The sequence below is a fragment of the Synechococcus sp. W60.1 genome, from assembly GCF_047461575.1.
Classification (GTDB): domain Bacteria; phylum Cyanobacteriota; class Cyanobacteriia; order Thermostichales; family Thermostichaceae; genus Thermostichus.
Window position 1 is genome coordinate 24,393 of the sequence record NZ_JANSHL010000009.1, and the last position, 25,966, is coordinate 50,358.

Genomic DNA, 25,966 nt, shown 5'->3' on the forward strand with positions numbered 1-25,966 from the left:
AGATGCGGCTGTTGGCCTGGTCCAGCTGGATTTGCTTGGGCGCGGGATAACGGAAGCTGTCCGACCGGCCCTTTTTCTTGAACTTCGGGAAGCCGGCGCGTTGGGCGAAGAAGTGGCTGTAGGCGCGCTCCAAGTCCTTGAGCGCCTGTTGCAGCGGATGCACCGGCGCATCCGCCAGCCACGCCGTATCTGCGCTGTGGCGCCACGCGGTGAGCAGCTGGCACAAGCCCGCATAGCCTAGCTTTTTCTGGCCTTGCTCGTGACGCTCCTTCTGCAACGCCAGTGCTTTGTTGTAGACGAACCGGCAGGAGCCAGCAAAGCGGCGCATCTGCCGTTCCTGCTGGCCGTTGGGCAGCAATTCGTACTTGAAGGCTTGAAGTCGTTGCACCGCTCAATCGTATTCTTGGCCTATGCGTGATGACAACGATATTCACATGGCCGGCACTGCGTTTTTAAAGGGCGTCGGCTACGGTCGGCGCTATCCTTCCCTGCCCTGAAGGACGGGGCTTGCCGCGCCTTTTGGCCAACCACTGATAGGCTACTTGCCTGAATAAAGCTGGGATCGGCAGCGCAGCCTCAATGCTAGCCTAGTAAGGCTGTGTTTTTGTGCGAAGCCATGCCTGTTCCTAAGAAGAAAACTTCTAAAGCCCGCAGTCGCAGGCGCTACGCCGTCTGGCTGGGCAAAGCTAAGCTCCAGGCCCAGCGAGCCATGACCATTGGGCGCGCCATTCTCAGCGGTCGCAACACCGGTTTCTACTATCCCAAAGCTAAGTCTGAAGAGGATGAGGAAGAATAGAGGCTTGCTGCAGGGATCCCGGTGTCTGCGCGAGTGATTACACTGGACTAGAGCTGTGCTCCCCTGAAAGCGGTTTTGCTGCCCCTGTAGTCTTGCTCCTCCATAGGTTGCATGCGCTCCTTGACTTCCCTCACCTACTACCAACGGCTGGGTCTGTCTCCAGGGGCATCTCCTGAGGCCATCCGGCGGGCCTACCGGCAATTGAGCAAGCGCTACCATCCCGATACTTCTCCCCTGGCTCCGGAAGTGGCCATTCGCTGCTTCCAAGAGTTGCAGGAGGCCTACCTTGTCCTTAGCAACCCGGCGAAACGGGCCATCTACGATGCCAGCTTACGGACGGTGACCGCCAACACGGGATCTCTGGGCATGCCGGGATCCCTTGGTGCCGATTCTCTAGAGCTGCGTATGGAAACCCGCCCACTTTCGGCTGGCGAGCTGTGTGCCCTGCTGCTGATGGGATCCACCCTAGTCGTGTGTTTGCTACTGGCAGGTGTCCTCGCTTGGCTGCGAGAGAGTGGGGCAAGCTGATTCTGCGAGCATTTCCTGCCCTCTTCGGTAGGACATTGGGATCGAGTTTTCGGATTCTGGATCAGGAGTGCTTGAATGAACATAGCCCGTTGACTCTAGGGTTTGATTGCTTTTCTTGAATCTCGCCATGCCTTTGCCTCCTGCAACCACGCCCCTGTACAATCACCCGCTCCACACCATCGAACGCTGGCTGGAGGATCAGGGCTGCACCCGCGATCCGCAGGATGTGGAGCAGTGGTTTTGCGAACGGCCTGGCTGGAAAGCCATTTTGCGCCTGGAAGAAACCAGCATTTGGGTGCGATACACCTACCCAGACGGCAACACGAAAACTTTATCTTTTCCCTATTCCCTCAGCCGGCAAGACGTAGAACAGGCCATTTTTGAGAGTTAGCCGAGCCATGCGCGTTCTCCAGTTGCCTGCCCTGCGCGATAACTACATCTACCTGCTCCACAATCCCGACACTGCAACAGCAGCCGTGGTGGATCCGGCAGTGGCTGAGCCCGTGTTGGAAAAGCTGGCCGAGCTGGGGGCGGAGTTGGTGGCCATTTTCAACACCCACCACCACCACGACCACGTGGGGGGCAACCGACAGCTTTTGGAGCGCTATCCCCGTGCCAGAGTCTATGGCAGCCAGGTGGATCGGGGGCGGATCCCTGGCCAGACGGTGGAGCTCAAGGCAGGGGAAACAGTGGAGTTTGCGGGTCGGCTAGCAAAGGTGCTGTTTGTGCCCGGCCATACCCGCGGCCATATTGCCTACTACTTTTCCGAGAGTGGGGATCTCTTCTGTGGCGATACCCTGTTTGCCGGGGGATGCGGGCGGCTGTTTGAAGGCACCCCGGAACAAATGCTGGGATCCCTGGATCAACTGCGGCAGTTGCCGGAAGCCACACGGGTGTGGTGTGCCCACGAATACACCTTGAACAATCTCAGGTTTGCCCTGACAGTGGATGGAGACAACCCCGACCTGCAGGCGCGTTATCAGCAGGTGGCTGCCCTGCGCCAATCGGGATCCCCAACAGTACCCAGCACTATGGGCGAGGAGCGACGCACCAACCCCTTCTTGCGCTGGGATCAGCCGGCTCTGCAAGCTGCCACCGGGCTCCAGGATCCGGTGCGGGTCTTCGCTCGCCTGCGCGGTATGAAGGATCAGTTCTAGCGCTGTTTGTAAAGTTTGCTTTCTCCTGGGAGAGCGAGGGCATACTGTCGGTGGGACTGCCTAGCTATTCCCCAAAGTCCTATGTCTTGTCCTGAGTGTCCGGCTCTGCCTACCTTTTGGCAGGAGGCAGGGCGTCTGTTTCTCTGGCTGCCCACCCCTCACACCCAGCGCAAGGTGGTGCGGCTTCTGGAGGCTAAGGAGGGGATCCCAGCCCCCCTTTCGGTTCAACTTTTGGAAAACCTTGGCCTGGCGGTTTCCATTGCCCAGGGGGCCCTCAAGAAAACCCTAGAAGGAATGGCCGAGGTTCTTTCGCAGCAGGAGATGCGGGCCAGCCGCGCTCTGTTTTTGGCCGGAGATAGGGATCCCTGTTGGCAGGATTGCGCCCGGGTGGAGTTGTTGCAGGAGTTGTTCCACCGCACTCAGGCCGAGCTGTTGCTGGAAGTGTTGGCAGAAAGCCGGCTCACCACCTACTTTCAGCCCATTGTCCAGGCGCGGGATCCCGCTTTTGTGGTGGGCCATGAGGCGCTGGTGCGAGGACTGGACAAGGAAGGGCGGTTGATCAACGCGGGTTTGCTCTTTGCTATGGCTCGGGAAGCCCATTTGCTCTACCAGCTGGACTTGGCCGCCCGCCGCACGGCCATTGCCGCGGCCATGCAGCACCACTTGCAGGGGGATCTCTTTATCAACTTCATCCCCACTGCCATCTGCGACCCGGCTTTTTGCCTGTGCCATACTGTCTGGGCTATTAACCGCGCCGGGATCCCGCCCCAGCGGGTGGTGTTTGAGGTCAATGAGTCTGACCGCAGCCCCGATTTGAACCATTTGCAGCGGATTTTGCACTTCTATCGGCAGGCAGGCTTTCGGGTGGCTTTGGATGATTTGGGGGCTGGCTATGGATCCCTGAACCTGCTGCACCAGCTGCGGCCAGACATGATCAAGTTGGATGGAGAGCTCATTCGCGGGGTGGACGGGGATCCCTACAAGGCGGTGATTGCCCAAAAGCTGCTGGAGCTGGCCCAAGACCTGGGGATCACCACGCTAGCGGAAGGGATCGAGACTGCGGGGGAGCTACAGTGGGTTTGCGAACACGGCGTGGATCTGGTGCAGGGCTTTTTCATTGCCCAGCCCCAGCCTGTCCCGCTACAGCCAGCAGGATAGCCGCTCCCACAGCTTGAGCAGCCACTGAGAAGGCTACCAGACCTGGAAGGGAGAAATCATAAAGCACCCCCATCAGGGCGCTGCCCAAAAACCAGGCCAGGCCGTAGACGCTGGTAAACAGGCCGAAGGCAAAGCCCCTCGTCTGGGGGGTCACCATGCTGGCTACTGCCGCCTTCATGACCGATTCCTGAGCGCCCAAGCCAATGCCCCAGAGCACCATGCCCAGCACCGTCAGAGCATAGGTGCCGGAAAAGGCTAGAGGCGCAAAGCCGGCAGATAGCACCACTGCCCCCAGCAAGCTCCACAGCCCCACGCGGTCAAACAGCCAGCCACAGCCCAGGGCTGCTAGGGCATCCACCCCCATGGCCAGGGCATAGAGCAAAGGGATCCCTGCCCCATCGCTCCCTGACTGTTGTTGCAGATGCAGGGCAATGAGGGGAAAATCCGCAAACCCCATAGCCACACAGGCTGCTGCCAAAAGATACAGCCAGAAAACTTTGGGCAAGCCTTTTGCTGGAGTCATCTCCGGCTCCGGCTCAAAGTCGCGCGGACTGGGATACAGCCATTGCGCTAGCCCCAAAGCCGCCAGCCCCACCGCTGCCGGGATCCCCAAGGCCAAAAACGCGCCCCGGAAGCCATATCCCGCTCCTAGCATGGCTGCCACCAGCAGCGGCCCTGCCACTGCCCCAATTTGATCTAGGGTCTCATGCAGGCCAAACCCCAAGCCCCGTCCCACCTGCAGGGCTGCATGAGAAAGCAACACGTCCCGCGGCGGGGTGCGGATCCCTTTGCCGGTCCGCTCGGCCAAGAGCAGCACGGCGGCCCAAGGCCAACTGCCCACCCAGGCCAAAGCCGGGATCACCGCCGTGTTGATGACATAGCCCAAGGTGGTGAGCTGCCAGTGCCCCCGACTGCGGTGCAAGGGATCCCTGCCCAGCTGGTCGCTCCAATAGCCCACCCCCAACCGCAAGCCATAGGCCAATAGCTCCCCCCCGCCGGCCACCAGGCCCACCACCGTGCCGCTGGCCCCTAGGGATCCCAAAAAAGCTCCAGAAATGCTGCGGGCTCCTTCGTAGGTGGCATCGGCACACAAGCTGACGATCCCCAGAAGGAGGATAAAGCGCCAGGCAGAAGGGATCATGTCCGGCTCCATAGATTCAGTACAAGCATCAACAGCAGCAGCTCGTTACGTCCATGGCTAGAATCCATAGATAGAAGAGTAAGGGCAAAGAGAGCTTCAGAAGAGTCTTCATCTAGCCGGGAGCAACTGCCGGCCCAGGAGAACCTAGAGCTGAGCAGGTCTTGTTCTCCTTTGTTTGCCTCGAACAGAATCGAGCTTCCCCTGTCCTTCTGGTAAGAGGAGAGAAGCAATGGCCGCTAAAAGAGTGCTTTTTAAGCTAGCCTGTTTTCTCTTGGGTATCTGTCCGATTTCAATAGCTATTGCTCAGCAGGCATTCTTAAACGCTGAGTATCTCATATTTGCTTTACCCGAAAATATTGAGCGAGTTCGTTTTCAAAATGGCCAGTATCAGAGAGGCTCTAGCCCTCTCGAAGAAGGGTTCCTAAGAGTAAGCCTCGAAAAGCTAGCGCCTGCCGATCTTAACAACGATGGGCTTCAGGATGTAGTGGCGATTGCATTAAGTAATACAGGAGGGAATGCTTTCTGGACAACCTTATCTGGGCTGTTGGGCGGCAGCAAAAAACCTACGCCCCTGGAGCCTGTGTACCTCGGCGATGGGGTTGTAGTTAACAATGTTTCAGTTGCCCGTGACTCTGGAGGAAAGGCTGAGGTCTGCTTAGATATGCTTGCCCATGGCCCCGAGGATCCCAGTTGTTGCCCTACCAAGAAAGAAAAAAGGTGCTTCACCCTGGCCGAAAACCGGTGGATACCTCGGAGAGCTAAATAACCTCTACTTTGGTCGGCTAATGACCTGCCCAGGACTTCCTTGAGGAGATTCGACCAGAATTACAGGAATAGAGCTGGTCTCCAGAACGGCTTGGGAGGTGGATCCCACTAGCACTTGTTCCCAGCCGCGGTGCCCCCGCTTGCCCATGACTATGTCGGTAACCTGCCGCTCCTGGGCTATGTTTACAATGGTCTCCGCCAAGGGCCCGGAAGCCAGGCAGAACTGGTGGCGAATATCCGCCAAAAGGCGCTGGGCAAGCTGGCGCAACTGTTCCACCCCTTTCCCCTGCAGCTCATCGGTAACATGCAGCACAATCACTTCCCCGTCCACCCGCCGCGCCAAATCGGCTGCCTTGCGCAACACCACCTCGGCTAGAGGAGAGGTATCCACGGCTGCCAAAAAGCTCACCTTGCCTTGGCTGCCCACTTTGGTGGGATCCACCTCTCCTTTTTCCAAAAGCCGGGGGGCGCAAACCTGGGTCAGCCAAGCGCCCAGGGGAGCGGTAACCAGAATTGACAAAGCCGCCAAGGCCAAAATGATCTCCCCACCGGGGATCCCTTGGGCCAAGGGGATCCCACCAATGGCCGCCTGTACCGTCGCCTTAGCCATGTTGCCCGGCAGCAAAAACAGCCGCTCCCGCCAGGTCCAGTTGCTCCCCAGGGTGGAAAGCCACCAACCTAAGCCCCGCCCCAGCAGCAGGCTCAAGGTCAAGAGCAGCAAGCCCGGCCAAAACACGGATCCCAGCACCCCCAGATCCAGCGACGCTCCCAGTAGCACAAACAACACGATCTCCGCCACCGTCCAGAGGGCATCGAACCCACCTCGCAGCCGCCGCGCCAAGGGGGCATCCAGCTCAATTAGAAAGAACCCCAGGGCCATCACCGCCAAATAGCCGGAAAAATAGGGCCACACCTGCGGTGCCAGCACCAGCCCCAGGGCCATACAGGCAGCCAGCAGCGCTTCCTGGACGCTGTTGCGGGTCCAGTTTTGTTGGGTTAGCAGCGACACCAGAACCCGCGCCCCCAGGTAGCCTATGGCTATGCCCAGCAGGATCTCCATCACCACCTGGAACGGCAGCCACTGCAGCGGCGACAGCTCCAGGCTTCCCAAGCGAACGCTCGCGGCGGATCCTTGGCCCAAAAAGCTGAGCAGCAGGCTAAACCCCAACAACAGCAGTACGTCGGAAAGGGCGCTGCCGGTCAAAATGGCATCCGGGATCCCTTTGGTTACTCCCCAGCCCAAACTCTTGAGGCGCAACATCCCCGGCACGATCACAGCCGGCGACTCTGCCCCGATCACACAGCCCAGCAGCAAACCGGTAGGCCAGTCTAACCCCAGGATCCCAGTGCTCAACAGGGCCACTGCCACCGCCTCACAGGCGGCCGGCAAAAAACCCAGCCGCAGGGCTACAGACCCTTGCTGGACCAGCTTCTCCCGATCCAGCCCCAGGCCCGCCTTCATCAAAATGATCATCACCGCCACCACCCGCAGATCCCCCGCCGCTGCCAGCACCTCGGGAGACAAGACCTCTCCCAGCAGGATCCCTACGAGGATCATCCCCAACAGAGGGGGCATCCCCAGCCGACCCACGATTTGGCCGACAAAAAAGCCCATCACCAAGATCCACAGCCAACTGCCCAGCATCACCAGATCCTCTCTCCTTGCCGTGTTGAAGGGCAACTCAGGGGGGAGAGCCTCTGGGGAGTGCGGACGCAAAGCCAAAAACTCCTACCCCCTGGATACCCCCAGAAGTGTAGGAGTCATCAGCCTCAGCCTTGGATGTCAGAACAATCCCAGAAGAATTCTGAATCGGTGCGAGGCGGTTGCGGTGAACTCCATCACCGGTTGCCGGAGCAAGGCTCAAAAGCCGACCGGCAACTGATCCCGCTTGCAGGGTATCATGCTTTCTCTTCCACAACAACTAGGCGATAGGGGCAATCTGGACGGCCAATGGAGCGGTAGAAATCCCGGCAGACATTGTCGGTAAAGCGATCGCTGAGGCCGCGGGTTACCTGCTGCACCACTTGACGGGCCACTCGACAAACCAACTTGCGGGGCAAAACCTGCAAAAACTTAGGCAAAGCCAGCCCAATCTCCAGATGAAGAGACCAGTGAACACGAGTTGTGGGCAGGTCTTTCAGGGATCCCTGCAGCTCCTCCAGCTGGAAATCGGCTTGGCAGCTGACCCGGTAAGGCATTCCTTCATCGCCGGGCAACTCAATCGAGGTCAGACAAAACCGGTAATCTTTATCCGGCCAGATCTTGACCCCAAAACTGGGCTCCAGCTCAAACCCCAGCCCGCCCATGCGGAAAAACTGCAACCTGTAAGTCTCGGCAGACAAAGCTTCCACCTGCAATGGCCTGAAGCACCGCTGGATCCACTGGGCATGGCCTCTCAGGTAACGGGCCAAGGTCTCCCGATCGGTTTCCAGATCCACTTGGCCACAGCGCGCGGCTTGTAAATCCAGGTGGGCTTTGTCCAGGGAGGGATCCCAAGAGGACGGAGAGGGATCTGCGGGAGCACCGCCTTCGGGGGACATGGCCCTTTCACTTGGCGGAACGGCGGGCTTGGAGCTGGCGATAGACATCCCTAACATCTACCTGATAGTGAGCAAGGGCCACGAGGCAGTGGTACCAGAGGTCGGCCATCTCACGGGCCAAAGCCACGCGGTCTTGATCCTTAGCCGCCATCACCACCTCAGCCGTCTCCTCGCCAAGTTTCTTCAAAATGGCATTTTCCCCCTTGGCTAGCAAGCTGCTGGTGTAGGAGTCGGGACGGGGATCTGCCTGGCGGGCCTTCACCACAGCAAACACCTGCGACAGGGTATCGGCTGCTGGAAGGGGATCCCTTTGATCCCCTGGCAGTGGGCGGAAGAAGCAACTGCGCGCCCCCGTGTGGCAAGCCGCATCTCCCACCTGCTCCACCAAGATCACCAGCGCGTCGCCGTCGCAGTCGTAGCGGATTTGCTTGACCCACTGCACATGACCGGAAGTTTCCCCCTTAGGCCACAGGGCCTGGCGAGACCGGCTCCAGAACCAGGTGCGGCCCGTTTCCAAAGTTTTCTGCAGCGACTCCCGGTTCATCCAGGCCACCATCAGCACCGTCCCATCCAGGTAGTCCTGCACAATGGCCGGGATCAGGCCCTGTTCGTTGTAGCTGAGGCTGCCCAGCCAGGTGATCTCCTCGGGCAGAAGCGATCGAGGGGGATCCGAGGAAGGGTTGAAGGCCAGAGCAGCAACCATAGAGCAGCGACCTGAAAAACCGCATTGAGAGCAGGATAACAGAACCAGCCCTCGCCAAGATATCCTTGACAACCTCAGCCAAGGGGTACCAGTTCCCGTGCCGCCAGGGACAGGACCACCTCTTCTCCCTCACCGGCCAGAGTCACCAGCCAGCGGTCGCGGTTTTCACGGGTGAGGACGATCCCCAGCCTCCCCTTAACAGAAGGAGGATACAACAGCCGTACCCACATGCCCGGCTCGAGCTGGGCAGCCGACCGCAGGGGATCAGCCGGGTTGCCGAGAATCCGCTTCTCCATTACCCAGGTCGCCCCAGGGTTCTCGGCCCCCCCTTCAGCAGCAGATGTCATGACCTCCCTCAGCACACCTCTCCTAAGCACCACCGGCAGGGTAAACAGCAAACTTAGCCCCCAGGGCTAGAGGCAAGCCGGACTTCTTCGGCCGGGATAGACCCTCTGTTGCGGAATGGCTGTATCGCAGATTACCGACTTAACCCGGAGGTCGGGCTGGGAGCACCGGTGTGGGGTTGGACAGAAGCGCTGGGCAGCAGCTTACGCTCCGGCTTGCGCTCTAGGAGCAAGGCTGACCGTTCCAAGCGCGTATCCACCAGTACCGAGGGAGGAGTCCAGTGGACACGCTCCAGCAGGCGCTGCAGCAGTTGAGCATCGAGGATGTCCACGCTGTGGGGGGATGTCGCCGTTCCGGCCACCAGGGGGGTGGGGGTGGCTTGAGGAAGGGATCCCTCAGCAACAGGTTCTGACCCATCGCTGGGCTCTTTTAGCACCAATTCCGCCATTGCCTGGGCCACCTCTTGACCATACACCCCATCGGGGCCAGAGGGGAGCAGATCCAGCCGTCCCTGCTGAGCGGCCAAACGGCTCAACCCCAGTTGCACAGCTACCACCGCTGCCCCCCGATCCCCCCGCCTCAACGTGCGTTGGCCGGCCAGAATGCTCTTGAGTTGGGCTTTGGCCGCCTCTTGCTCGCTGCCGGGCAAAAGTTGCACCAGCCCCTCCAGCCGATCTCCCTCAGAGCCAGCCTTGGCCTCGGGATGGGGATCCTCCCGCCAAAGGCGAGTCAGGTCGTAGAGCAAGATGGCATGGGGCACAGGACGGCTAGGCTGATGGGGAGCAGCATGGCCCGTGCCCAAGATCTGCCCCTGGTAGACCAGCGACGTGCTAAAGCCAGAGTCCAGCAGCACGGCTTCCCGGATCCCGGTTTTGGGCAGCAGACTGGCCAGGATGGCGGCGTTGACGTGGGTTTTGGTAACTCCGATCACCACCCGCTCCTGGTCATCTACCCCAAAGAAAGCTCTGGGGCGAAACTCAGCAGCGCTGGCAAGGCGGAACGAGTTGATCTCCGCCGGAGAGAGGGCATGACCATCCTTAACCAGCCACAGACCGGCCACAAACAGATCTGTGACATCCGGCATCAACTGGCGGATGTTCTCCAAGTGGGTCATGGTGTCGGGATCAAAGGGCACAAAGCGGAGGCGATCCCTGCCCAGCAGCACCAAGGGGCGACCGCGCACCACCTTGTCGTCTTCGGGGCGACCGGGGATGAAGGTCTTGTGGTTGGCAGCCATCACCGGCCCCACCATGACGTTGCTGGCGGAGTTGATCCAGGGGATGGAGAAGAAGCTGCCGTTAATGCCAGCATCGGCCTGGTAGCGCTGGACCAACGTCCTGACTTCGTAGCGCCGTTCTGCGTGCACTGTGGCTGCCCGTCCGCCGCGGATGGTGAGCACCCGCACCCCGTCAATGATCTCGTCGGTCAGAGCCAGAGGCTGCGTCACATCCAGCCAGTAGTCGAGGCTGCGGCTGAGGCTAAAGGTGCGGGCGCCAATGATGGCCTCGGTGATGCGAAACTGGTTAAAGCGTCGCACCTCCAGCAAGTTGGGCGATTGTCCTGTAAAACCGGGATCCATCGTAAAAGACATCCGGTAACCGGCATCGGCCAGGTATTGCTTCACCCGCTCGTCCCGGTTGCCTTCGGGATAGGCAAAGTAGTGGATGGGGTGGCCCAGCTCCTGCTCCAGCTTGGTCTTGCAGTCGAACACTTCCCGCCGCAGACGGGCATCGTCTAGCACCCGAAGATCAGGAGGATGGTTGACGGTATGGGCGGCAAAGTCAATCAGCCCGCTGGCATCCATCTCCCGCATTTGATCCCAGGTGAAGTGATCCTTGCTGGTGGGCACGCCGACAAAGCCGGTTTGCACAAAGTAGGTGGCGGGGTAGTTGTACTCCTTCAAAAGGGGGTAGGCGTTCTCGTACAGGCCCAGGTAGGCGTCGTCAAAAGTGAGCAAAATGGCTTTTTCGGGCAAGGGATCCCCGTCCCGCAGGTGTTTGTACAGTTGGTCGATGTGGATGGGGGTCAACCCCGCCTGCTTAATGGCCTCAAAGTGTTGCCGCAGCTCCGCCGCCGTAGTGTCGAACCAGACCTGCTTGCGGCCAGCCACCACATCGTGATACATGATGGCGGGCACATAAGAAAGGCTGGCCAAGGGATCCAAAGCAAAGGGATCCCGCTCCAGTTGGGTCTCTAAGGAGATGGGCAAGCGCTGTTGAGCCGCTTTAGCGTGGGCGCGGGGGGCAGGGATCTCCGCTAGAGGTGGCGAGAGCCCCGGCAGGCGGCTGACCCAGTCGGGATGAGCAGTTGCCCAGGCCACCAGGGCCCCAGCCCCAAATCCCAGCAGGATCACCAGCAAGCTTAAGAAGGGGAGTAACCTCGGTCGAGACTTGGCCAGCGGACGTCGAGAGGAAGAGGAAAAGCTTTGTCGTGGAGTGGGCGAGGGGTACGGCTGGGATCCCCTTGCTGACCCAAAGCCTGCAGGGCCTGGGGCATCGACCCTCCCAAGCGCGTCGGCTGTCGTCGAGATGTCATGGCCTCACTCCCCACTCCCAATTGCAAAAGCTCAGCCCTCGCCGGAACGCCTTTTCCTACCCAAAGCCCACCCCCAGGACAGCAGGAAAAGGCAGCCTTCCAGGCAACGGCAAAACCAACGCCAGCCTACCACCCCATCCTCAGGTTGGGGATAGGGGAGAAGTCGCCGCATGCTTTCTACAGGGATCCCTCGTTGAAATTGTTTGAACCAGAACGGCCTGGACGGGTGGCCTGAAAGAACCCAGAACCTCCCAGGAAGCCGCCCGCTACTCAAGGGTGCTTAGCAGATTGGACTCGGCAATGCTGACGATCTTGCCTCCCATTTGGGTGATCCGTTTCACTTCTTGGGAAAGGCGGCTGAAGGGCACTTTGTACTCGACAACACTTCTGCGCACACCTCCTCCCACGAGGCCGGATACCTTGATGGCGAAGATTTTATCGCTATTGGGCAGCCCTCCTTCTGAGCTGCTGGCCTGAGCAACCTCTGGTTCTGGAGCCGATGCCACCTGAGGCGCCGTGGCGACGCTCTCCCGCTCCAGGAGTAGCCGCCAGCTGCGGGGATAGGCAGGCGCCAAACGATAGACCACCTTATAGGAGCCGGCTATGTGGTCATCCTCGACCTCCACCTTCACCACAGTTCCCGCTGGAATATCCAGCTTGGCCCCCTTAGACATGACTTTAATTCCCGGCCAATTGGTGGGCACATCCGTCAGCAGCTCGACCTCAAAGGCTTGATCCCCCAACAACAACTTGGCCATCTCAACAACTCCGTTTTGCTCAGCACTCAGTGGCGAGAGAGCCGCTCACAGCCACAGCTTTACCGTCAGACATTCTACCGCTGCCAGGTGCCCACCAGAAGCTTCCCGCTGGCATGGGTCAGCTGACGTCCTCCCTTCAACGAATTGAGGGAGATCACTGATGTCCTCCCATTCTAGAATTGGGGTGTTGTAGATTTGTTAAGCAGCTGTAGATTTATTGCGGAGGTAGAGGGAGCGCCATGAACCTGTTGAGCTTGGCCTTGCCGGATCTGTCGGCAGCTTCGGATGGGTTAGCCGCCACCTTGCAGCCCGTAGCCCAGTTTTTTGCCGGCCTTAACTTGCCCCAACCCATTGTGCAATGGGGTCACCCCTTGATGATGGGGATCGTGGTGGTGGTGATGGGCAGCTTTGTCGGCCTGACTGGGTGGCGAGGACGGGCCTTGCGTCTGGCAGCCGCCTCCACAGCGCCAGAGGGATCCCTGCCGGAAGCGGCCCAGAAGCCTCTGCTTGACCACCGCAAATTGGCCCCCTGGATGGCCACCTTCATTGCCTTGGGCTACACTGGCGGCCTTCTTTCTCTGGTGATGCAAGGGAAGCCCCTGTTGAGCAGCCCCCATTTTTGGACGGGATCCCTGGTGTTGCTGTTGTTGGCGGTGAATGGAGCTTTGTCCCTCAGCGGCTTTGGGGGCAACCGCGCTGCTTTGCGCACCACCCATGCCTATGTGGGCAGCCTCATTCTATGTGTACTGTTTGCCCATGCCCTGCTTGGGCTCAAGCTGGGTTTGTCGTTGTGAGTGGCAGTAGGCTTCCCTCTGCCTGGGCAGGAACTAGCGATAAGGCTGCAGGGATTGCAGCAGGTGGAGCACGGTGAAAATGCCGATACCCAGCAGGACGACGGATCCCACCAGGTAGCTGCTGGCATTGGAGCGCTGCTCTTCCAAGAGGGCTTCAGGGGATTTGGGGGCAATCATAAACCTTTCCCCAGAAAGGGGTTTTCGGATCACGGGATCCCCTGCCTCAAAACGCACCTGCCCCATGGTAAACGCCATCGCATCCACCGGAATCACCCATTCCTTATAGATAAAAGCTCGGGTGGAGCGATTTTCTGTTCTCACTCCGGAAAGGTAGCGCTTGAGATTGAAGTTGAACCGGCTGGGCCCTTTTCCTGGAAAAATATGCTCATCCACAACCGACATAGCCTCTATCTCCGCACCTGTGGGATCCACCCTCACCCTTCCAGTTTCGTCTTCGATGAAAAAAGGGATCTGGCGAACCACCGAGTGAAGGGTTTCGTCTCTCGTTCTCGTCTCTCTTTCAAGGAGATATTCCCGACCTGTGCTCGGATCGTAATACACGTTGGCGTAGTGTTTTTGGGGAGAGCTTACTTCGGAAAACGGCGATTTTTGAGGATAGCCTGGAGAGCCAAGCTGCTGGGGGTAGTCGGGGTAACCAGGCTTTTTCTGGAAAGAACCGGAACCGGGGTAGCCAGGGTTGGGCTTTTGTGGAAAAGAATTAGAGTAGTCGGGATCAACCCTTTTCTGAAAAGAACCGGAGTCAGAGTAGCCCAAGCCGGGCTTTTTCCCGACCATCTCCCCCGGATAGGATTTTGCTCGGGATCCCAAGCGTAGAGCGTTCTGATATTCGCCTTCGCTGATCCGTTCGCTATACGCTACATCGCCTTGGCTATTCAAATACCTTCGATAGCATTCGATCTCGTCATACTCCCAAGAGATCTCAGACTTGTAGTAGACGCAAGGCTGTCGCGAAAGTTCCGATACCAAAGGCCGATCGCACACAACCCTGCCGTAAACTTGAGCCAAGTTTGCTCCTTTTGCCTGGGGGTTGGTCTGACCGAGATGGCGAAGCTCGGCTATCTTGAGCAACCGAGTTGCAGAGAGCTGTTGAACCAACCTTTGGGAGCGCAAATACTCAACAAACGAAAACAGAGAGGCAGGAAGACAAAGCAGACCAAGCAGCATCAGCCAGTTCATAAAGGCCTTCCTTTCCGGGGGTGGGGGTGAAGTTGGCCTCATGCTAGCAGTTACCTGTGAAACAGGATTTAAGAGAAGTTTAAGGCAATCCCGAATGCGGGCAGTTCCAAACTTTACCAAGAAGCTAGGCCTGAAGCCCCGCCCTTCCAGGACGGCTTTTGCCCTGTTAGACCTGCGATAAGATACACCCACGCTGGTCAGAGAAGCCAAACTCCTCAACGCCACTCCAGCGCAGTACCAAGCCTTGGATGACAGAGTACACCGGCCAGGTGGTGGGGCTGGATGTGGGCGACAGCAGTGGGCAAGCTGTGCCGTGTCTCCAGTTTTTGCGTCGTGCCGAAAGGAGATTGAAGCAACAGCAAAGAAGACTGAGCAGAAAGTTAGGCCCACGGCCCGCTGGCGTGAATAGGAAGGGGGTAAAACCTCAATACAGCAACTACCACAAGTAGAGGAAGCGGCTTGGCGAGGTACACTTCAACCAAATCAAAGTCTGGCGCCAGCGTAGAGACCGGGTTATTGAGCTAGCCCAGTGTGTGGGAATGTCTCACGACATTGTGGTTTATGAGGACTTGCAGGTGCAGAACTTGGTGAGAAATCACCACTTGGCCAAGTCTTTCACGCTAGCGGCGCGGAGCGCTTGGGGGAACGACTGGGGAGATAGGCACCGCCGTCGTGGAGGGGAAACCTGATACAGCTAAGTGCTGTCGCAGAACCAGGAACCAGAATCCTTGCTCTTTGGGGCGGGGGGCATGTCAATCGCGCAACACGTAGCCTACCCCGCGCACCGTCTGGATAAGGCGCTTCTCCCCTGGGCCTTCGATCTTGAGGCGCAAGTAGCGAATATAGACCTCGATGATATTGGAGTCGCCCGTGAAGTCGCAGCCCCACACATGCTCTAAGATCTGTTGGCGGGTGAGCACCTGACGGGGGTGTTCCATCAAGTAGCGCAACAGGTCGTATTCTTTGGCCGTCAGCTCCACCTGTCGCTCTCCCCGGGTTACCTCCCGCGTTACGGGATCCAGGGTCAGGTCCATGAACACCAACTGGCCGTCGCGGGATCGCTTTGGCTGCCGCAAATAGATCCGTATCCGAGCCAGCAGATCCTGAATGCTGAAAGGCTTGACCACGTAGTCATCCGCCCCAGCGTCCAAGCTTGCTGCCCGATCCGCCACCTCATCTCTGGCGGTCATCAGCACCACGGGCACGCGGTTGCCCGTTGAGCGCAGTCGCCGACAAATTTCCAAACCTGAGATGCCGGGCAACATCCAGTCCAACAGCACCAAGTCGGGGTTTTGGTCGCAGGCTGCCCTCAACCCGGCCATGCCATCGCTGGCTACGCTGACTCGATATCCCTCACAGGTCAGCTCCGTTTCCACAAAACGAGCCAGCTTAGCTTCATCTTCGATCACCAGGATGTGGGCAGAAGAGGGTTCAGGCTCTGGCATACGCTCTCTTGCTGAATCCAAGGAAGACGCCGAAAAACTTGCTCATTGCCCCCAAGCATATCTCAACCGTATGGATTGGCAGTCGAGATGACTGAATCCGTCCTAGCCTGCAACAGCCTTGTGGAATTGCCTGGGGTTGATATCAGCAAGTGCTTTGAGTTATTCAAAAGGCATTCATGTACCTTATCACCATGAGTATCCTAAGCCATGACCCTCTCTCCTGTTCGGCTCACCCCGCCCCTACCTCCCATTCGATGGGAAAAACTGCCGGAAGACTTTCCCTTGCCGGATGAGCCTGTGGAAAGCACCTTACAGCCCCTTTTGGCTGCTGCTCTGCGTGAGGCATTGGAACTTGCTCAGAGGATCCCTGCCCAGGCTTTGATCGCCTCCAACTTTGGCCTTTGCAGCACTGTCGGGGACAAGGTGGTGGTGAAAGCCCCCGACTGGGTTTATGTGCCCGCAGTACAGCCGATTCCCGAAGGAGAGATCCGCCGCAGCTATACCCCACACTTAGAAGGGAATCCCCCGGCGATTGTGATGGAATTCATCTCCGAAACCGAGGGCGGCGAGTACTCCATCAATCCCCACTATCCCTATGGAAAATGGTATTTCTACGAGCGCATTTTGCAGGTGCCTGTCTATGTAATCTTTCATCCCAAAACCGGTGAGCTGGATGTCTACCGCCTGGAGAATGGCCGCTATACCCCTGTATCGGCGGATGAAAACCGTCGCTACTGGATCCCGGAGATTGGCTTGTTTTTGGGGGTGTGGCGGGGACAAAAAGCCGAGACCAAAGCCAACTGGTTGCGGTGGTGGACTGCCGATGGGAATTTGCTCCTATGGGGAATCGAACAGGTAGAGCAGGAGCGGCAGCGGGCCGAAGCGGCAGAAGCAGCCCTCGAACAGGCCCGTCTGGAACAGCAGCGCCTAGCCGCGAAATTGCGGGAGTTGGGCGTGGATCCCGAGGCAATAGCCGATTGAGGGCTCTCCTAGTAGGTGCGCCCGCGCCAAGAGCGGGGCCGGCTGAGGGCAGATAGGATTATCCGCAGAACGGCCAAGGGATCCGCCAGAGGCGACATCCAGAACGTCCAAGGGGGATCCTGATAGGAGCCGCGAATGCCCAGCAGTACACCTAAGCGCAGAATCAGTAAGCCTAGGTTAAGCCCCAGCAGCACCTGCTCCGTCAGGGAAAAGGGAAACCCCATCCCGGCTTTGCCCAACAGCCCTACAACCACCGGCCCAGGGATCCCTTGGGTGAGGACGAGGAGAGCTATATCCCCCCACAACTGGGCCACAGGGGTGGCATCTTTCAAATCGAGGGATCGGCCCCACTCTCGCCAAGTTTCGCCAAAAGAAGTGTACATGCGCACCTTGAGCAGGTGCCGACCGTCGTAAAAAGCTACTTTAAAGCCGGCTGCCGCAATCTGCCGCACCAAGGTGACATCGTCACAGAAGGAGGCCCGCGCCAGCGTGTAGCCGTTCATGGCTTCCAGCACCGACCGGCGCACCAGCATACATTGCCCATTGGCCATCGTCCGTTCTGGCAGGGTAGCCCTGTCTCCGGCTGCCCCATAGCGATAGATCAGGGTCACCAAAAGAGCCGGCTGCAGCCAGCCTTCCCCCCAGTGCTGCAGGATAAACTGCGGTGCCAGGGTGATCAGGTCGAGCCTTTGGGCCTGGGCGGTTTCCAGCAGGCGCTCCACCAATCCTGGCTGGGGACGGGTATCGGCATCAATGCCCAGGATCCACTCAGAGGCCGGATCCGACTGGAGAAATCCATAGTGCAAGGCCCAGGGGCGGCCCACCCATCCGTTGGGCAAGGGATCGTCGGTTACCAGACGGAAGCGCGGATCCCGCTTGGCCATCTGCAGCACTTTTTCGGGGGTGCCATCTTGAGAGCGGCTGTCCACCACCAGCACCTCCCGCAGGACGGAGCTCTGTTGGTGCAATCCTTCCAGGCAGGGATCGATGCGCTCGGCTTCGTTGAGGGTGGGCAGCAACACGCTGACCAAGCCCGGCTGCAAAGGGATCCCAGGCTGACCGGGAGGCAGAGGGGAAGGGCGCCGCAAAGAGGGCAGCAGCCGCGCCAGCAGCACCGCCAGCATCGGCACTTGCATAACCAATAGACTCAGGGCGGCAGCATCTCCAGCCCAGGCAGGGATCCCGTTCATGCCAGTTCTAACCTGTAAGGGAAAAGTGTCCAAGAATGCTTGCAAGAGAAGCCCAGGGAGGACAAACTCATACCCATGGTGATTTAGCAATTCAAAATCAGTCTGGTTGCATCGTGCCTGTGCCCATCCCCCCTCAAACCTGACGGGCTTTTCATGGATGTCTTCATCCAGCTCAGCCACAAGGGATCCCCTGTTACAGTTGTGAGATTGCTTGATGAAAAGCTCAGCGCCGCCATTGCCCGCGATGTACGGAAAGAGCTAAGCCAAATTCTCACCGAGAAACCGGGGCATTTCTTGTTGGATCTTAGTCAGGTTAGCCTGATCGACAGCATGGGGTTGTCGGTTCTGGTTTGGGCGCATCGCCATTGCCGCACTTTAGGCTATCAACTCAAGTTCTGCAGCCTGCAGGAGCAGGTCAAGCTGCTCTTCTCCATCACCGGCTTGGATGCCATTTACGAGATCTACCCCTCTGTAGAAAAGGCGCTTGAGTCTTTTCCGTAGCTCTTTCTATTGGGTCGACTCAGAACTGCCATGGTACCAACAGGATCCTACCAACCCCGGGATTAGCCCAGAGGTTGAAAACCCGCTCAGGGAGTGGGGTTATCGTTTTGCCTCTCGACCGTCTGGGGCCGGTTCACCTGAGCATAAATCTCTGCTTGCTGCTGGATTTGCTCCCGAACTTGGGGCGGGGCCAGCCGGGCTGCTTGCTCAAACAGCTCAGGCGCTTTTGCCCGTAGGTTTTCATCGGTGGCAGAGCTGAGGACTATGGCTTTGCCGAGCACGGGAGTGAAATCACTGGGATCCGCCGCAATCAACTTGTCGTAGAGGACTACAGCTTTCTCAGTCTGGTTGTTGCGGGCGTAGACAAAGGCCAAGCGCAAACGTACATCATTATCTTCCGGCACTTCTTCAAGATGCTTCTCCAGTAGGGCAATGGCCTCAGAGGTGCGGCCCAGGGTTAGCTGCACATCCACCAACTGTTGTAGCACTTGCCCATCTTTGGGATCCCCCTCGTAAAGGATCTGGAGCTGTTCTAATGCCCCTTCAAAATCCCCCGTATCCTGCTGGATTTCGGCCAAAAAGGCTCTCAGTTGCCGATTTTCGGGCTCCAGTTCCACCAGCTTCTTCAGCGGCTCGATTGCCCCTTGCGGCTCGTTGAGCTGCAGTTGGGTGTCGATCAACCCCCGCAGGGCAATGGGGTTATCCGGCTCCCGCTCCAGCACGACGCGATAGCCGTCTGCCTGGGCCCGCAGTTGCTCGGTTACCAAGCTGGCCTCTGGGGATTCGGAAGGCCCGAGGGCCTGGAATAGCGGGCCAAAGGAGAAGCCCAAGAAAGTTACCGTGCCCACCACCAGCAGCAAAATGTTGAGGAGCTTGCGGGCTGGGGATTCTTGGGGTTTGGACTGAGGCATAAAGGGCTCGCGCAGAAGACTCCTCTGTACTCTATCATCGGCGCCGGGGCAGGCTGCGGGGTGAGGTTACCCAATACCCAAAACTTTTGAAAACAGCATCCAAGGGGAGGGCAATGCCGTACTGAATTTAGGTAGTGCTGAATCTTTTTGCCACCCCTCACTCCCTCTTAACCATGCGGATCACCTGTTACCCCGACAACCTCACCTTGGAAGCCAATCCCCTGCTCACGGTTCTGGAAAATCTGCTCAAGGCGGGGGTGCGCCATGTCCATGCCTGTGGGGGCAATGCCGCCTGCTCCACCTGTCGCATCCTGATTTTGGAAGGCAGCCAAAACTGCCGCAGCATGACTCCTGCCGAGAAGAAGTTAGCTCAACGGCTAGACCTTCCTGTACATATTCGTCTGGCCTGTCAAACCCGCATCACTGGAGATGTCACCCTGCAACGGCTGGTGATCGATAAAGCAGATGTGGAAGTAGCTCAACATCAATTGCAGGCCCATTCGGTCGGCAGCCAAGTCACCGCCGCCATTCTCAGCGCTTCGCTGCGGGGGACAGCCAACTTCGACGAGGAGAACTTTCCCTACGATGTTGTCTACACCTTGGGTCGCTACTTCACCCAGATGGGAGCATTGGTGCAGCAACATGGGGGAGTACTGGCCAACCAGAGTGGGCTGAGAAGTTTGGCCTTGTTTGGCTTAAAACAACCCGAGCTGGCCGTACAGCAGGCACTGCAGGCGGGATTGGCGCTTGGGCAGTCGGTGGCGGAGTTGAATAGGTCTCTGCGGCAACTCTCCTACCCCCAGGTTAAGCTTGCCATCGGGATCCACTACGGCCCAGTCCTTTTGCTGCCCCTCGATCCCCAAGATCCGCAGCGGTTGTCCGCCTTCGGGAAGTCGGTTCAGTTTGCCACCTGGCTGGAGTCGGTTGAGGATTTTTCGGAAGGGGGGGAACAGACTGAGGAACAGAGCTCCCGGTTGCTCATCTCGGCAGCTGTGTATCGAGCCGTGGAAGGGCAACTCCTGCAGGTGGAGCCTCTTTCGGTGAAACCCGTTCCCAACGCCAAACCCATCCGAGTTTACAGGGTGCACCCTGACCAAGTTAGCTTGCCGGCTGGCGAGGAGGAAGCTCCAGAAGCAGCCAAGCCCGAACCGATTGGATGGCTGGAAGCGCTCCGGGAATGGCTACAGGCTTGGTCTCGTTTTTGAGGGATCCCTTCAGGCAAAAACGCCATCCCTTTGCTGCACCTGGGCCCTCAGGTAGGGGATCCCCACCCGATGGCAGTAATCTCCAAAGCTCTCGCCAGGACGGCGCTCCTGCTTGTAGACCTGCAGGAGAACTCTCATGAGCGGCACGATCTGGCTGATGTGTACCCGATCCTGAAACACTTGCGCCAGGCGATCCCCCTGCGGGCTGGCTCCCAGCCAAATCTGGTAGTAGCCATCGGGGGCGGATCCCACCAATCCCAGCTCGGCCAGGTAGGGTCGGGCACAGCCGTTGGGGCAGCCGGTCATGCGTACCAAGAAGGGCGAATCCTGCAGATCCAGCTCCTGCAACAGCCGATCCAACTGGCGCACCAGCCCTGGCAAAGCTCGCTCCGACTCAGTAATGGCCAAGCCGCAAGTGGGCAGCGCCGGACAGGCCATCGACAGCCGCACCAGTTGGGGGATCTCTTCCTTGGAAAGCACCCCGTGGGATTTGAGGATCTGGTTGATGGCATCCCGCTGCTGCTCCGCAATGTCGATGAAAAGTAAATCCTGAGTGGGGGTCAGCCGCACGTGCAGAGAAAAGGCTTCCACAATCCGGCGCAGCGCCGTTTTGAGCTGCCGCTCTGGGGTGTCCTGGATACGGCCATTTTCGATGGAAATGCCCAAAAACCAACGGCCATCCCCCTGCTCGTGCCAGCCTAGGTAGTCGTCGCTGTTGGGGACAAACTTGGGCATGCGCCGGAAGGGCAACAACTTCTCCCCCAGGTACTGCTCGACCACACGGCGAAACTTGCGGATCCCCCAGTCTCTCACCAAGTATTTCAACCGCGCCTGCTTGCGGTCGTGCCGGTTGCCGTAGTCCCGCTGTACCGCCAAAACCGCTTGGCAAACCCGATACACCGCCTCCGGAGGGGCAAAGCAGAGCTTCTGGGCCAGTAAGGGCTGGGTTTCTTCCTTGCCGTGAGTGCGTCCCATCCCGCCACCCACCACAATGTTGAAGCCCTTCAAGTTGCCCTTGCGATCCGTGAGCACAATCAAGCCCAAGTCCTGGGAGTACACATCTACCGTGTTTTCCCCGGCTACGGCGATGGCGGTTTTAAACTTGCGGGGCAAATAGACGGGGCCATACAGGGGTTCTGGGCCCTCTAACCTCACCCCGTTGCCCACAAACTGCTCTGCTTCCCGCACTTCCTCATCCACCGGTGGGATGGGAACCGGCTCCCCATCCACCCAGATCTCGTAGTAGGCAGAGGTCTTCGGAGCCAACAGATCCGCCAGCTTGCGGGCATACTCTTGGGCATAGCGATAGGCAGGGCGATTTTTGTAGGGGGCAACCGGTGCCATCACGTTGCGGTTGACATCGCCGCAGGCGGCCAGGGTGGATCCCATCTGTTTGAGAATGCTGGCTATGGTGGCCTTGAGGTTTTTCTTGAGGATCCCATGCAACTGAAAGGTTTGCCGCGTTGTGGCTCGCAGGGTGCCATTGCCGTACTCATCGGCCAGCCGATCCAGGGTCAAGTAAAGCTGGGGGGGCACGTGTCCCCCTGGGATGCGGGTGCGCAACATCATCGAATAGGCCCGCTCCAGCCCCTCCTGCTTTCGCTGCTGCCGCCGATCCCGGTCATCCTGCTGGTAGGCGCCATGGAACTTGAGCACCTGCACCGCCGCCTCGCTGAAATGGGTGGTGTCTTGGGCCAGCTCCTGCTGAAGGGGATCCCGTAGAAAGTGGCTGTCTGCCTTGATCTGCTCCACCTTGGAGCGCTTGGCCTCGGATGGGATCATGGGGGGCATTGGTGATCTCCGGTAAACCGGTCGGAATACTTGTGAATAACAGGCTATCACCTCCCTTGGGCGGCGTCCAGTTGGAAAAGTCAGCCTCCTATCCGGGTTTTGTCCCAAACCCGCAAAACTTGTTATTTGAGTCAGCTTGAGATCGTCGGCGCTTCTAGCTGGCCAGGGCTAGGCGGGCACCATACTCCTGCACCGACCACAGTTGCCAGGCACAATTCCCCTGCAGCTCCAAAACCAGGTCGTGGTAGGCCAAGAGGGTGGGACGATGGCCGACGCTGATGTAGGTGGTGTTCAAGTGCTGCAGTTGCAGGTAGAGCAGTTTTTCGTTGGCCACATCCAGGGCGCTGGTGGCCTCGTCCAAGATGGCGTAGCGGGGCTGGGTGATCAAAATGCGGGCGAAGGCAAGGCGCTGCTGCTCCCCAAGGGAGAGGGTGCTGGCCCAATCTTTCTCCACATCAAAGCCGCCCACCCGCTCCGGCAAGTCCCCCAAGTTCACCTGGGCCAAGACTCGGATGAGATCTTCATCGGTGAGGTCTCGGCGGCGTTTGGGATAGAGCAGTTGATCCCGCAGGGATCCCAGCAGCATATAGGGTTTCTGGGGCAAAAAGAGCATCTCCTGAGTATCTGGGCGGGCGATGGATCCCTGGCCGTTGGTCCATAGGCCGGCAATGGCCCGCAACAGGGAACTTTTGCCGCTGCCGCTAACACCGACAATCAAAAGCCGCTGGCCGGCTTCCAAGGCGAAGGAGAGATCCCGCACCAGGGTTCGTTCTGAATTGGGGGTGAGCAAAGTGACGTGGTTTAGCGCCAATTGCTGGGCAATGCGAGTTTGAATGTTGCTTTCCCGAGCGCCGGTGTGGCGCAGCGCCGGATCTTCCAGAGACTCGTGAAAGGAGCCTAAGCGGTTGATCCCAGCGGCAAAACTGGAAATGCTTTGAATCTGGTTGGCCACAATGGAGAGGGCGCTCAACACCTGGCTGAAGGCAATGGTGGCTTGGGTAATGGTGCCGAAATCTCGCACGCCGCTGAAGTAAAGGGGGGCGACGATGACATAGGGCACAATGCGGGTGAAATAGTTGTAGGCGTATTGGAAAATATCGATGATGGCCTGCCAGATGATCAGCAAATTAAAATTGCGCAAGGCCGCACCAAAGCGATGCAAAATCTGCCTGAGTTCTTGATCCTCTCCCTGGTAAAAGGCGATGGACTCGGCGTTGTCGCGCACATGCACCAAGCTGTAGCGGAAATCGGCTTCATAGCGCAGTTGATCGAAGTTAATTTTGATCAGCTTGCGACCGGCCAAAATGGCGATGGCAGTACCGATAGTGGCATAGACCACCAGACCCAACGCCAACGGACGAGAAATGCCGTAGAGGATGCCGGTGAAGGCGTAGAGGGTGAGAATCGAGTCGAGAATGTCCAACAGGAAGGAGAGGGTGGTGCCGGTAAAGGAGCGAACATCCTCGGAAATGCGCTGGTCGGGGTTGTCGATTTCGGTGTTGGCGGCGTTGGAATCCAGCTCGTAGTAAGCCCGCTGATTGAAGTAGCGATCCAGAAAATGATCGGTCAGCCATTCTCGCCAAAACAGCCCTAGCTTGAGGCGAGTGTAGCGGTAGATCACCAAAATGGGAATAGCTGAGATAATCAGCACTCCATAAATAATCAAAAATTGCCAGAAAGTGGGCTCTTCTTTTTGCTGCAGAGCTGTGTCGATAAACCGAAAGATAAAGCTGATCATCACGTTCAGCCGGTTGACCGTCAGCGACAGAAACAGCAAAAAGGTGAGCAGCACCCACTGCAACCAGCGCTGGCGAAGCTGCCGCCACACTGCCCCAAAACAAAGGCTGCTCAAAGCCAAGCTGATCGCGGCTACCCACAGCACTGGCGAGGACAAGTTTCTCTCCGTTTGGGCCACCAATCCGGCTGCCACATTGGTAAAAAACTCCGGGAACAGGGCTTGACCGACCAAAGTCACCCCAATCTCCACAAAGAACATCAGGGCAACCACAAACACCATGGCCGCTGCCAGCAAGCCCAAAAAGATCCAGCCCCCATAGCGCACTCTGGGGTAAAAGTAGGGCTGGGCCACGGTGATAAACCGATCCCACAGTTTGCGGTCGAAGTTAAATTGAGAGGCTTGGGATTCCATTTTTGCGGTCGGCGCAGAGAGCAAGATCGACATCTCTCAGGCTAGCAGGCCACGGCTGCCAATCTGTGTTCAATAGGAGCAAATTCCATTGGGGGTGGAACAGGTTCGGTGTCTCTTCAACCTTGCAACCGGCTTTGCCAAGCCGATTGGGCCGCCAGCCACACCGTCTGAACCGGCACGTGAAACTCCTGGGCGCGGGCCACACAATCGCGAAACTCCGGCTGAGCGTTGACGATGCGGCCATGGTGGCGGGCTACCTTGATGTCTACCAGGCCGTAAGGGGTTTCCACCCGCTCGATAACCCGCTCCAGTAGGGTGCGCTGCTGTTGGAAGTGGCGAATGCCCAGGGTGGTGGTCTCCCGGAAGATGAGATCTTGACACTCCGGCACCCGATCCGGCGGACAGATAACGGTGAGCAGGATCCCCGGTCGCCCCTGTTTCATGGTGATCGGCTGGGTAAACACGTCCCAGACCCCCAGGGCCAACAACTGCTCGCAGGTGTAGGCAACCACTTGGGGGTTGAGATCGTCAATTTGGGTCTGCAACACCGATACCGTTTCCGTTAGCTCTCCCCCATCGGCTTCCCCAATCCACAGACGAAGCACATTGGGAATGGGCAGCTCTTGGGCACCGGCCCCACGCCCCACTTTTTCCACCCGCATCGGCGGACAGGGGCCAAACTCTTCCGCCAACGCCACAGCCAAGGCTGCTCCTGTGGGGGTCACCAGCTCGGCTTCCACCCCGTTGCTGAACACCGGCACGCGGCCCATTTCCCACAACTCGATCACCGCCGGCACCGGCACGGCCAATTTGCCATGCTCTGTGCTCACCCAGCCGCCCCCAACAGGATGGGGGGATGACAACACCCGCTCCACCTGCAGCCAATCCAGGCCGATGCAAGTGCCGACAATATCCACCAAAGCATCCACTGCCCCCACTTCGTGAAAGTGCACTTTTTCCACAGGCACTTGATGGACTTTTGCTTCCGCCTGCGCCAACTTTTCAAACACCGCCAAGCTGCGGGCCTTAATGGCTGGGGAAAGCTGGGATCCGGCAATCAAAGCCTGAATCTCCGACCAGTGCCGAGCAAGGGATCCCCCACTCTGGGATCCCAGCACCTCCACCACGGCTTGCAGAGCAGGCTGCCCACACCGCTGCACCCGGCTCACCTGCAGGCTATATTCCCCCTCGATGCCCAACGCCTGGAGCTGACGGTTGAGGTACTCCAAAGGCACCCCGCAATCCAGCAGGGCTCCCAGACACATATCGCCGGCAATGCCCGCCGCACAGTCGAAGTAGGCTATTTTCATGCTGGAGAACTGGGGGTAGCCGCTGCCGCCAGAATGGACTTGGATCCCTCTTGATTGTAGGCAGC

At 58.6% G+C, this 25,966-nt stretch carries 27 protein-coding genes and 1 riboswitch; of the genes, 11 read left to right on the forward strand and 16 right to left on the reverse strand.

Annotation, left to right across the window (positions count from 1 at the left end; all coding sequences use genetic code 11):
- Positions 1–388, reverse strand: a 388-nt coding sequence (locus NW805_RS09105; protein WP_414422307.1) for an RNA-guided endonuclease InsQ/TnpB family protein, incomplete at its 3' end; no start/stop codon positions are given.
- A 228-nt stretch (positions 389–616) separates the two neighbouring features.
- Between NW805_RS09105 and NW805_RS09110 the strand changes: the two genes are divergently transcribed.
- The 5 genes from NW805_RS09110 to NW805_RS09130 all read left to right on the forward strand — a co-directional run bounded on the left by NW805_RS09110 (position 617) and on the right by NW805_RS09130 (position 3,639).
- Positions 617–796: a 50S ribosomal protein L32 gene (locus tag NW805_RS09110; RefSeq protein ID WP_011431820.1), complete on the forward strand. Its 180-nt coding sequence runs from the start codon at positions 617–619 to the stop codon at positions 794–796.
- A gap of 111 nt (positions 797–907) precedes the next feature.
- On the forward strand, positions 908–1,324 hold the full coding sequence (locus NW805_RS09115; RefSeq protein WP_414382534.1) for a J domain-containing protein: 417 nt from the start codon (positions 908–910) through the stop codon (positions 1,322–1,324).
- Positions 1,325–1,451: 127 nt separating this feature from the next.
- Entirely contained in the window at positions 1,452–1,715 is a 264-nt protein-coding gene (locus NW805_RS09120; protein ID WP_011431822.1) for a DUF3143 domain-containing protein, read from the forward strand.
- 7 nt (positions 1,716–1,722) lie between these two features.
- Complete coding sequence (gloB, locus tag NW805_RS09125) at positions 1,723–2,481, forward strand: hydroxyacylglutathione hydrolase (protein WP_414422308.1); 759 nt, start codon at positions 1,723–1,725, stop codon at positions 2,479–2,481.
- Between the two features lie 81 nt (positions 2,482–2,562).
- Positions 2,563–3,639: an EAL domain-containing protein gene (locus tag NW805_RS09130; RefSeq protein ID WP_414422309.1), complete on the forward strand. Its 1,077-nt coding sequence runs from the start codon at positions 2,563–2,565 to the stop codon at positions 3,637–3,639.
- Here NW805_RS09130 and NW805_RS09135 read toward each other — a convergent pair.
- Positions 3,596–4,780 carry an MFS transporter gene (locus NW805_RS09135; protein WP_414422310.1) on the reverse strand — a complete coding sequence of 395 codons (1,185 nt, stop codon included), beginning with the start codon at positions 4,778–4,780 and terminating at the stop codon, positions 3,596–3,598. The genes NW805_RS09130 and NW805_RS09135 overlap by 44 nt on opposite strands.
- 229 nt (positions 4,781–5,009) lie before the next feature.
- On the opposite strand from NW805_RS09135, the gene NW805_RS09140 reads away from it, so the two are divergent.
- A complete protein-coding gene (locus NW805_RS09140; RefSeq protein WP_414382525.1) occupies positions 5,010–5,546 on the forward strand; it encodes a hypothetical protein in 537 nt (178 codons plus the stop codon).
- A gap of 3 nt (positions 5,547–5,549) precedes the next feature.
- On the opposite strand, the gene NW805_RS09145 is transcribed toward NW805_RS09140, so the two are convergent.
- From NW805_RS09145 to NW805_RS09175, 7 genes are all read right to left on the reverse strand, one after another.
- Positions 5,550–7,268, reverse strand: a complete 1,719-nt coding sequence (locus tag NW805_RS09145) for a cation:proton antiporter (RefSeq protein WP_414422311.1) — start codon at positions 7,266–7,268, stop codon at positions 5,550–5,552.
- 25 nt (positions 7,269–7,293) lie between these two features.
- Positions 7,294–7,398: riboswitch (Fluoride riboswitch) on the reverse strand.
- 46 nt (positions 7,399–7,444) lie between these two features.
- Positions 7,445–8,134 (reverse strand): DUF1997 domain-containing protein, encoded by a 690-nt coding sequence (locus NW805_RS09150; RefSeq protein WP_414422312.1) that lies wholly within the window; start codon positions 8,132–8,134, stop codon positions 7,445–7,447.
- Entirely contained in the window at positions 8,094–8,789 is a 696-nt protein-coding gene (gene hisIE / locus NW805_RS09155; RefSeq protein WP_414422313.1) for a bifunctional phosphoribosyl-AMP cyclohydrolase/phosphoribosyl-ATP diphosphatase HisIE, read from the reverse strand. The genes NW805_RS09150 and hisIE overlap by 41 nt, the downstream gene beginning before the upstream one ends.
- Positions 8,790–8,863: 74 nt before the next feature.
- Entirely contained in the window at positions 8,864–9,136 is a 273-nt protein-coding gene (locus tag NW805_RS09160; protein ID WP_414331484.1) for a hypothetical protein, read from the reverse strand.
- 131 nt (positions 9,137–9,267) lie between these two features.
- Entirely contained in the window at positions 9,268–11,454 is a 2,187-nt protein-coding gene (locus NW805_RS09165; RefSeq protein WP_414422314.1) for a polysaccharide deacetylase family protein, read from the reverse strand.
- 41 nt (positions 11,455–11,495) lie between these two features.
- Positions 11,496–11,669 (reverse strand): hypothetical protein, encoded by a 174-nt coding sequence (locus tag NW805_RS09170; protein WP_414422315.1) that lies wholly within the window; start codon positions 11,667–11,669, stop codon positions 11,496–11,498.
- A gap of 266 nt (positions 11,670–11,935) precedes the next feature.
- Positions 11,936–12,427, reverse strand: coding sequence for a phycobilisome linker polypeptide (locus NW805_RS09175; protein WP_414422316.1), 492 nt, complete (start codon positions 12,425–12,427; stop codon positions 11,936–11,938).
- A 239-nt stretch (positions 12,428–12,666) separates the two neighbouring features.
- On the opposite strand from NW805_RS09175, the gene NW805_RS09180 reads away from it, so the two are divergent.
- Positions 12,667–13,221, forward strand: coding sequence for a DUF4079 domain-containing protein (locus tag NW805_RS09180; protein WP_011431843.1), 555 nt, complete (start codon positions 12,667–12,669; stop codon positions 13,219–13,221).
- Positions 13,222–13,254: 33 nt separating this feature from the next.
- Here the strand turns inward: NW805_RS09180 and NW805_RS09185 are convergent, their stop codons facing one another.
- Positions 13,255–14,418 carry an E3 ubiquitin ligase family protein gene (locus NW805_RS09185; protein ID WP_414422317.1) on the reverse strand — a complete coding sequence of 388 codons (1,164 nt, stop codon included), beginning with the start codon at positions 14,416–14,418 and terminating at the stop codon, positions 13,255–13,257.
- 539 nt (positions 14,419–14,957) lie between these two features.
- Between NW805_RS09185 and NW805_RS09190 the strand changes: the two genes are divergently transcribed.
- Positions 14,958–15,107, forward strand: a complete 150-nt coding sequence (locus NW805_RS09190; protein WP_187147255.1) for a hypothetical protein — start codon at positions 14,958–14,960, stop codon at positions 15,105–15,107.
- A 63-nt stretch (positions 15,108–15,170) separates the two neighbouring features.
- Here the strand turns inward: NW805_RS09190 and NW805_RS09195 are convergent, their stop codons facing one another.
- Positions 15,171–15,863, reverse strand: coding sequence for a response regulator transcription factor (locus NW805_RS09195; RefSeq protein ID WP_414422318.1), 693 nt, complete (start codon positions 15,861–15,863; stop codon positions 15,171–15,173).
- 207 nt (positions 15,864–16,070) lie between these two features.
- Here NW805_RS09195 and NW805_RS09200 point away from each other — a divergent pair, with 207 nt between their 5' ends.
- Positions 16,071–16,844, forward strand: a complete 774-nt coding sequence (locus NW805_RS09200; RefSeq protein ID WP_414382505.1) for a Uma2 family endonuclease — start codon at positions 16,071–16,073, stop codon at positions 16,842–16,844.
- An 8-nt stretch (positions 16,845–16,852) separates the two neighbouring features.
- Here the strand turns inward: NW805_RS09200 and NW805_RS09205 are convergent, their stop codons facing one another.
- Positions 16,853–18,034, reverse strand: coding sequence for a glycosyltransferase (locus tag NW805_RS09205; protein WP_414422319.1), 1,182 nt, complete (start codon positions 18,032–18,034; stop codon positions 16,853–16,855).
- 153 nt (positions 18,035–18,187) lie between these two features.
- Here NW805_RS09205 and NW805_RS09210 point away from each other — a divergent pair, with 153 nt between their 5' ends.
- Entirely contained in the window at positions 18,188–18,535 is a 348-nt protein-coding gene (locus tag NW805_RS09210; protein WP_414422320.1) for an STAS domain-containing protein, read from the forward strand.
- A gap of 86 nt (positions 18,536–18,621) precedes the next feature.
- Here the strand turns inward: NW805_RS09210 and NW805_RS09215 are convergent, their stop codons facing one another.
- Complete coding sequence (locus NW805_RS09215) at positions 18,622–19,446, reverse strand: tetratricopeptide repeat protein (RefSeq protein ID WP_414422321.1); 825 nt, start codon at positions 19,444–19,446, stop codon at positions 18,622–18,624.
- A 134-nt stretch (positions 19,447–19,580) separates the two neighbouring features.
- Between NW805_RS09215 and NW805_RS09220 the strand changes: the two genes are divergently transcribed.
- Complete coding sequence (locus NW805_RS09220; protein ID WP_414422322.1) at positions 19,581–20,651, forward strand: 2Fe-2S iron-sulfur cluster-binding protein; 1,071 nt, start codon at positions 19,581–19,583, stop codon at positions 20,649–20,651.
- Between the two features lie 9 nt (positions 20,652–20,660).
- Here the strand turns inward: NW805_RS09220 and NW805_RS09225 are convergent, their stop codons facing one another.
- The 3 genes from NW805_RS09225 to larC all read right to left on the reverse strand — a co-directional run bounded on the left by NW805_RS09225 (position 20,661) and on the right by larC (position 25,901).
- Positions 20,661–22,442 carry an NADPH-dependent assimilatory sulfite reductase hemoprotein subunit gene (locus NW805_RS09225; protein WP_414422323.1) on the reverse strand — a complete coding sequence of 594 codons (1,782 nt, stop codon included), beginning with the start codon at positions 22,440–22,442 and terminating at the stop codon, positions 20,661–20,663.
- A gap of 154 nt (positions 22,443–22,596) precedes the next feature.
- Positions 22,597–24,591 (reverse strand): ABC transporter ATP-binding protein/permease, encoded by a 1,995-nt coding sequence (locus NW805_RS09230; protein ID WP_414422324.1) that lies wholly within the window; start codon positions 24,589–24,591, stop codon positions 22,597–22,599.
- 116 nt (positions 24,592–24,707) lie between these two features.
- A complete protein-coding gene (larC, locus tag NW805_RS09235; protein WP_414422325.1) occupies positions 24,708–25,901 on the reverse strand; it encodes a nickel pincer cofactor biosynthesis protein LarC in 1,194 nt (397 codons plus the stop codon).
- Positions 25,902–25,966 lie beyond the last annotated feature (65 nt).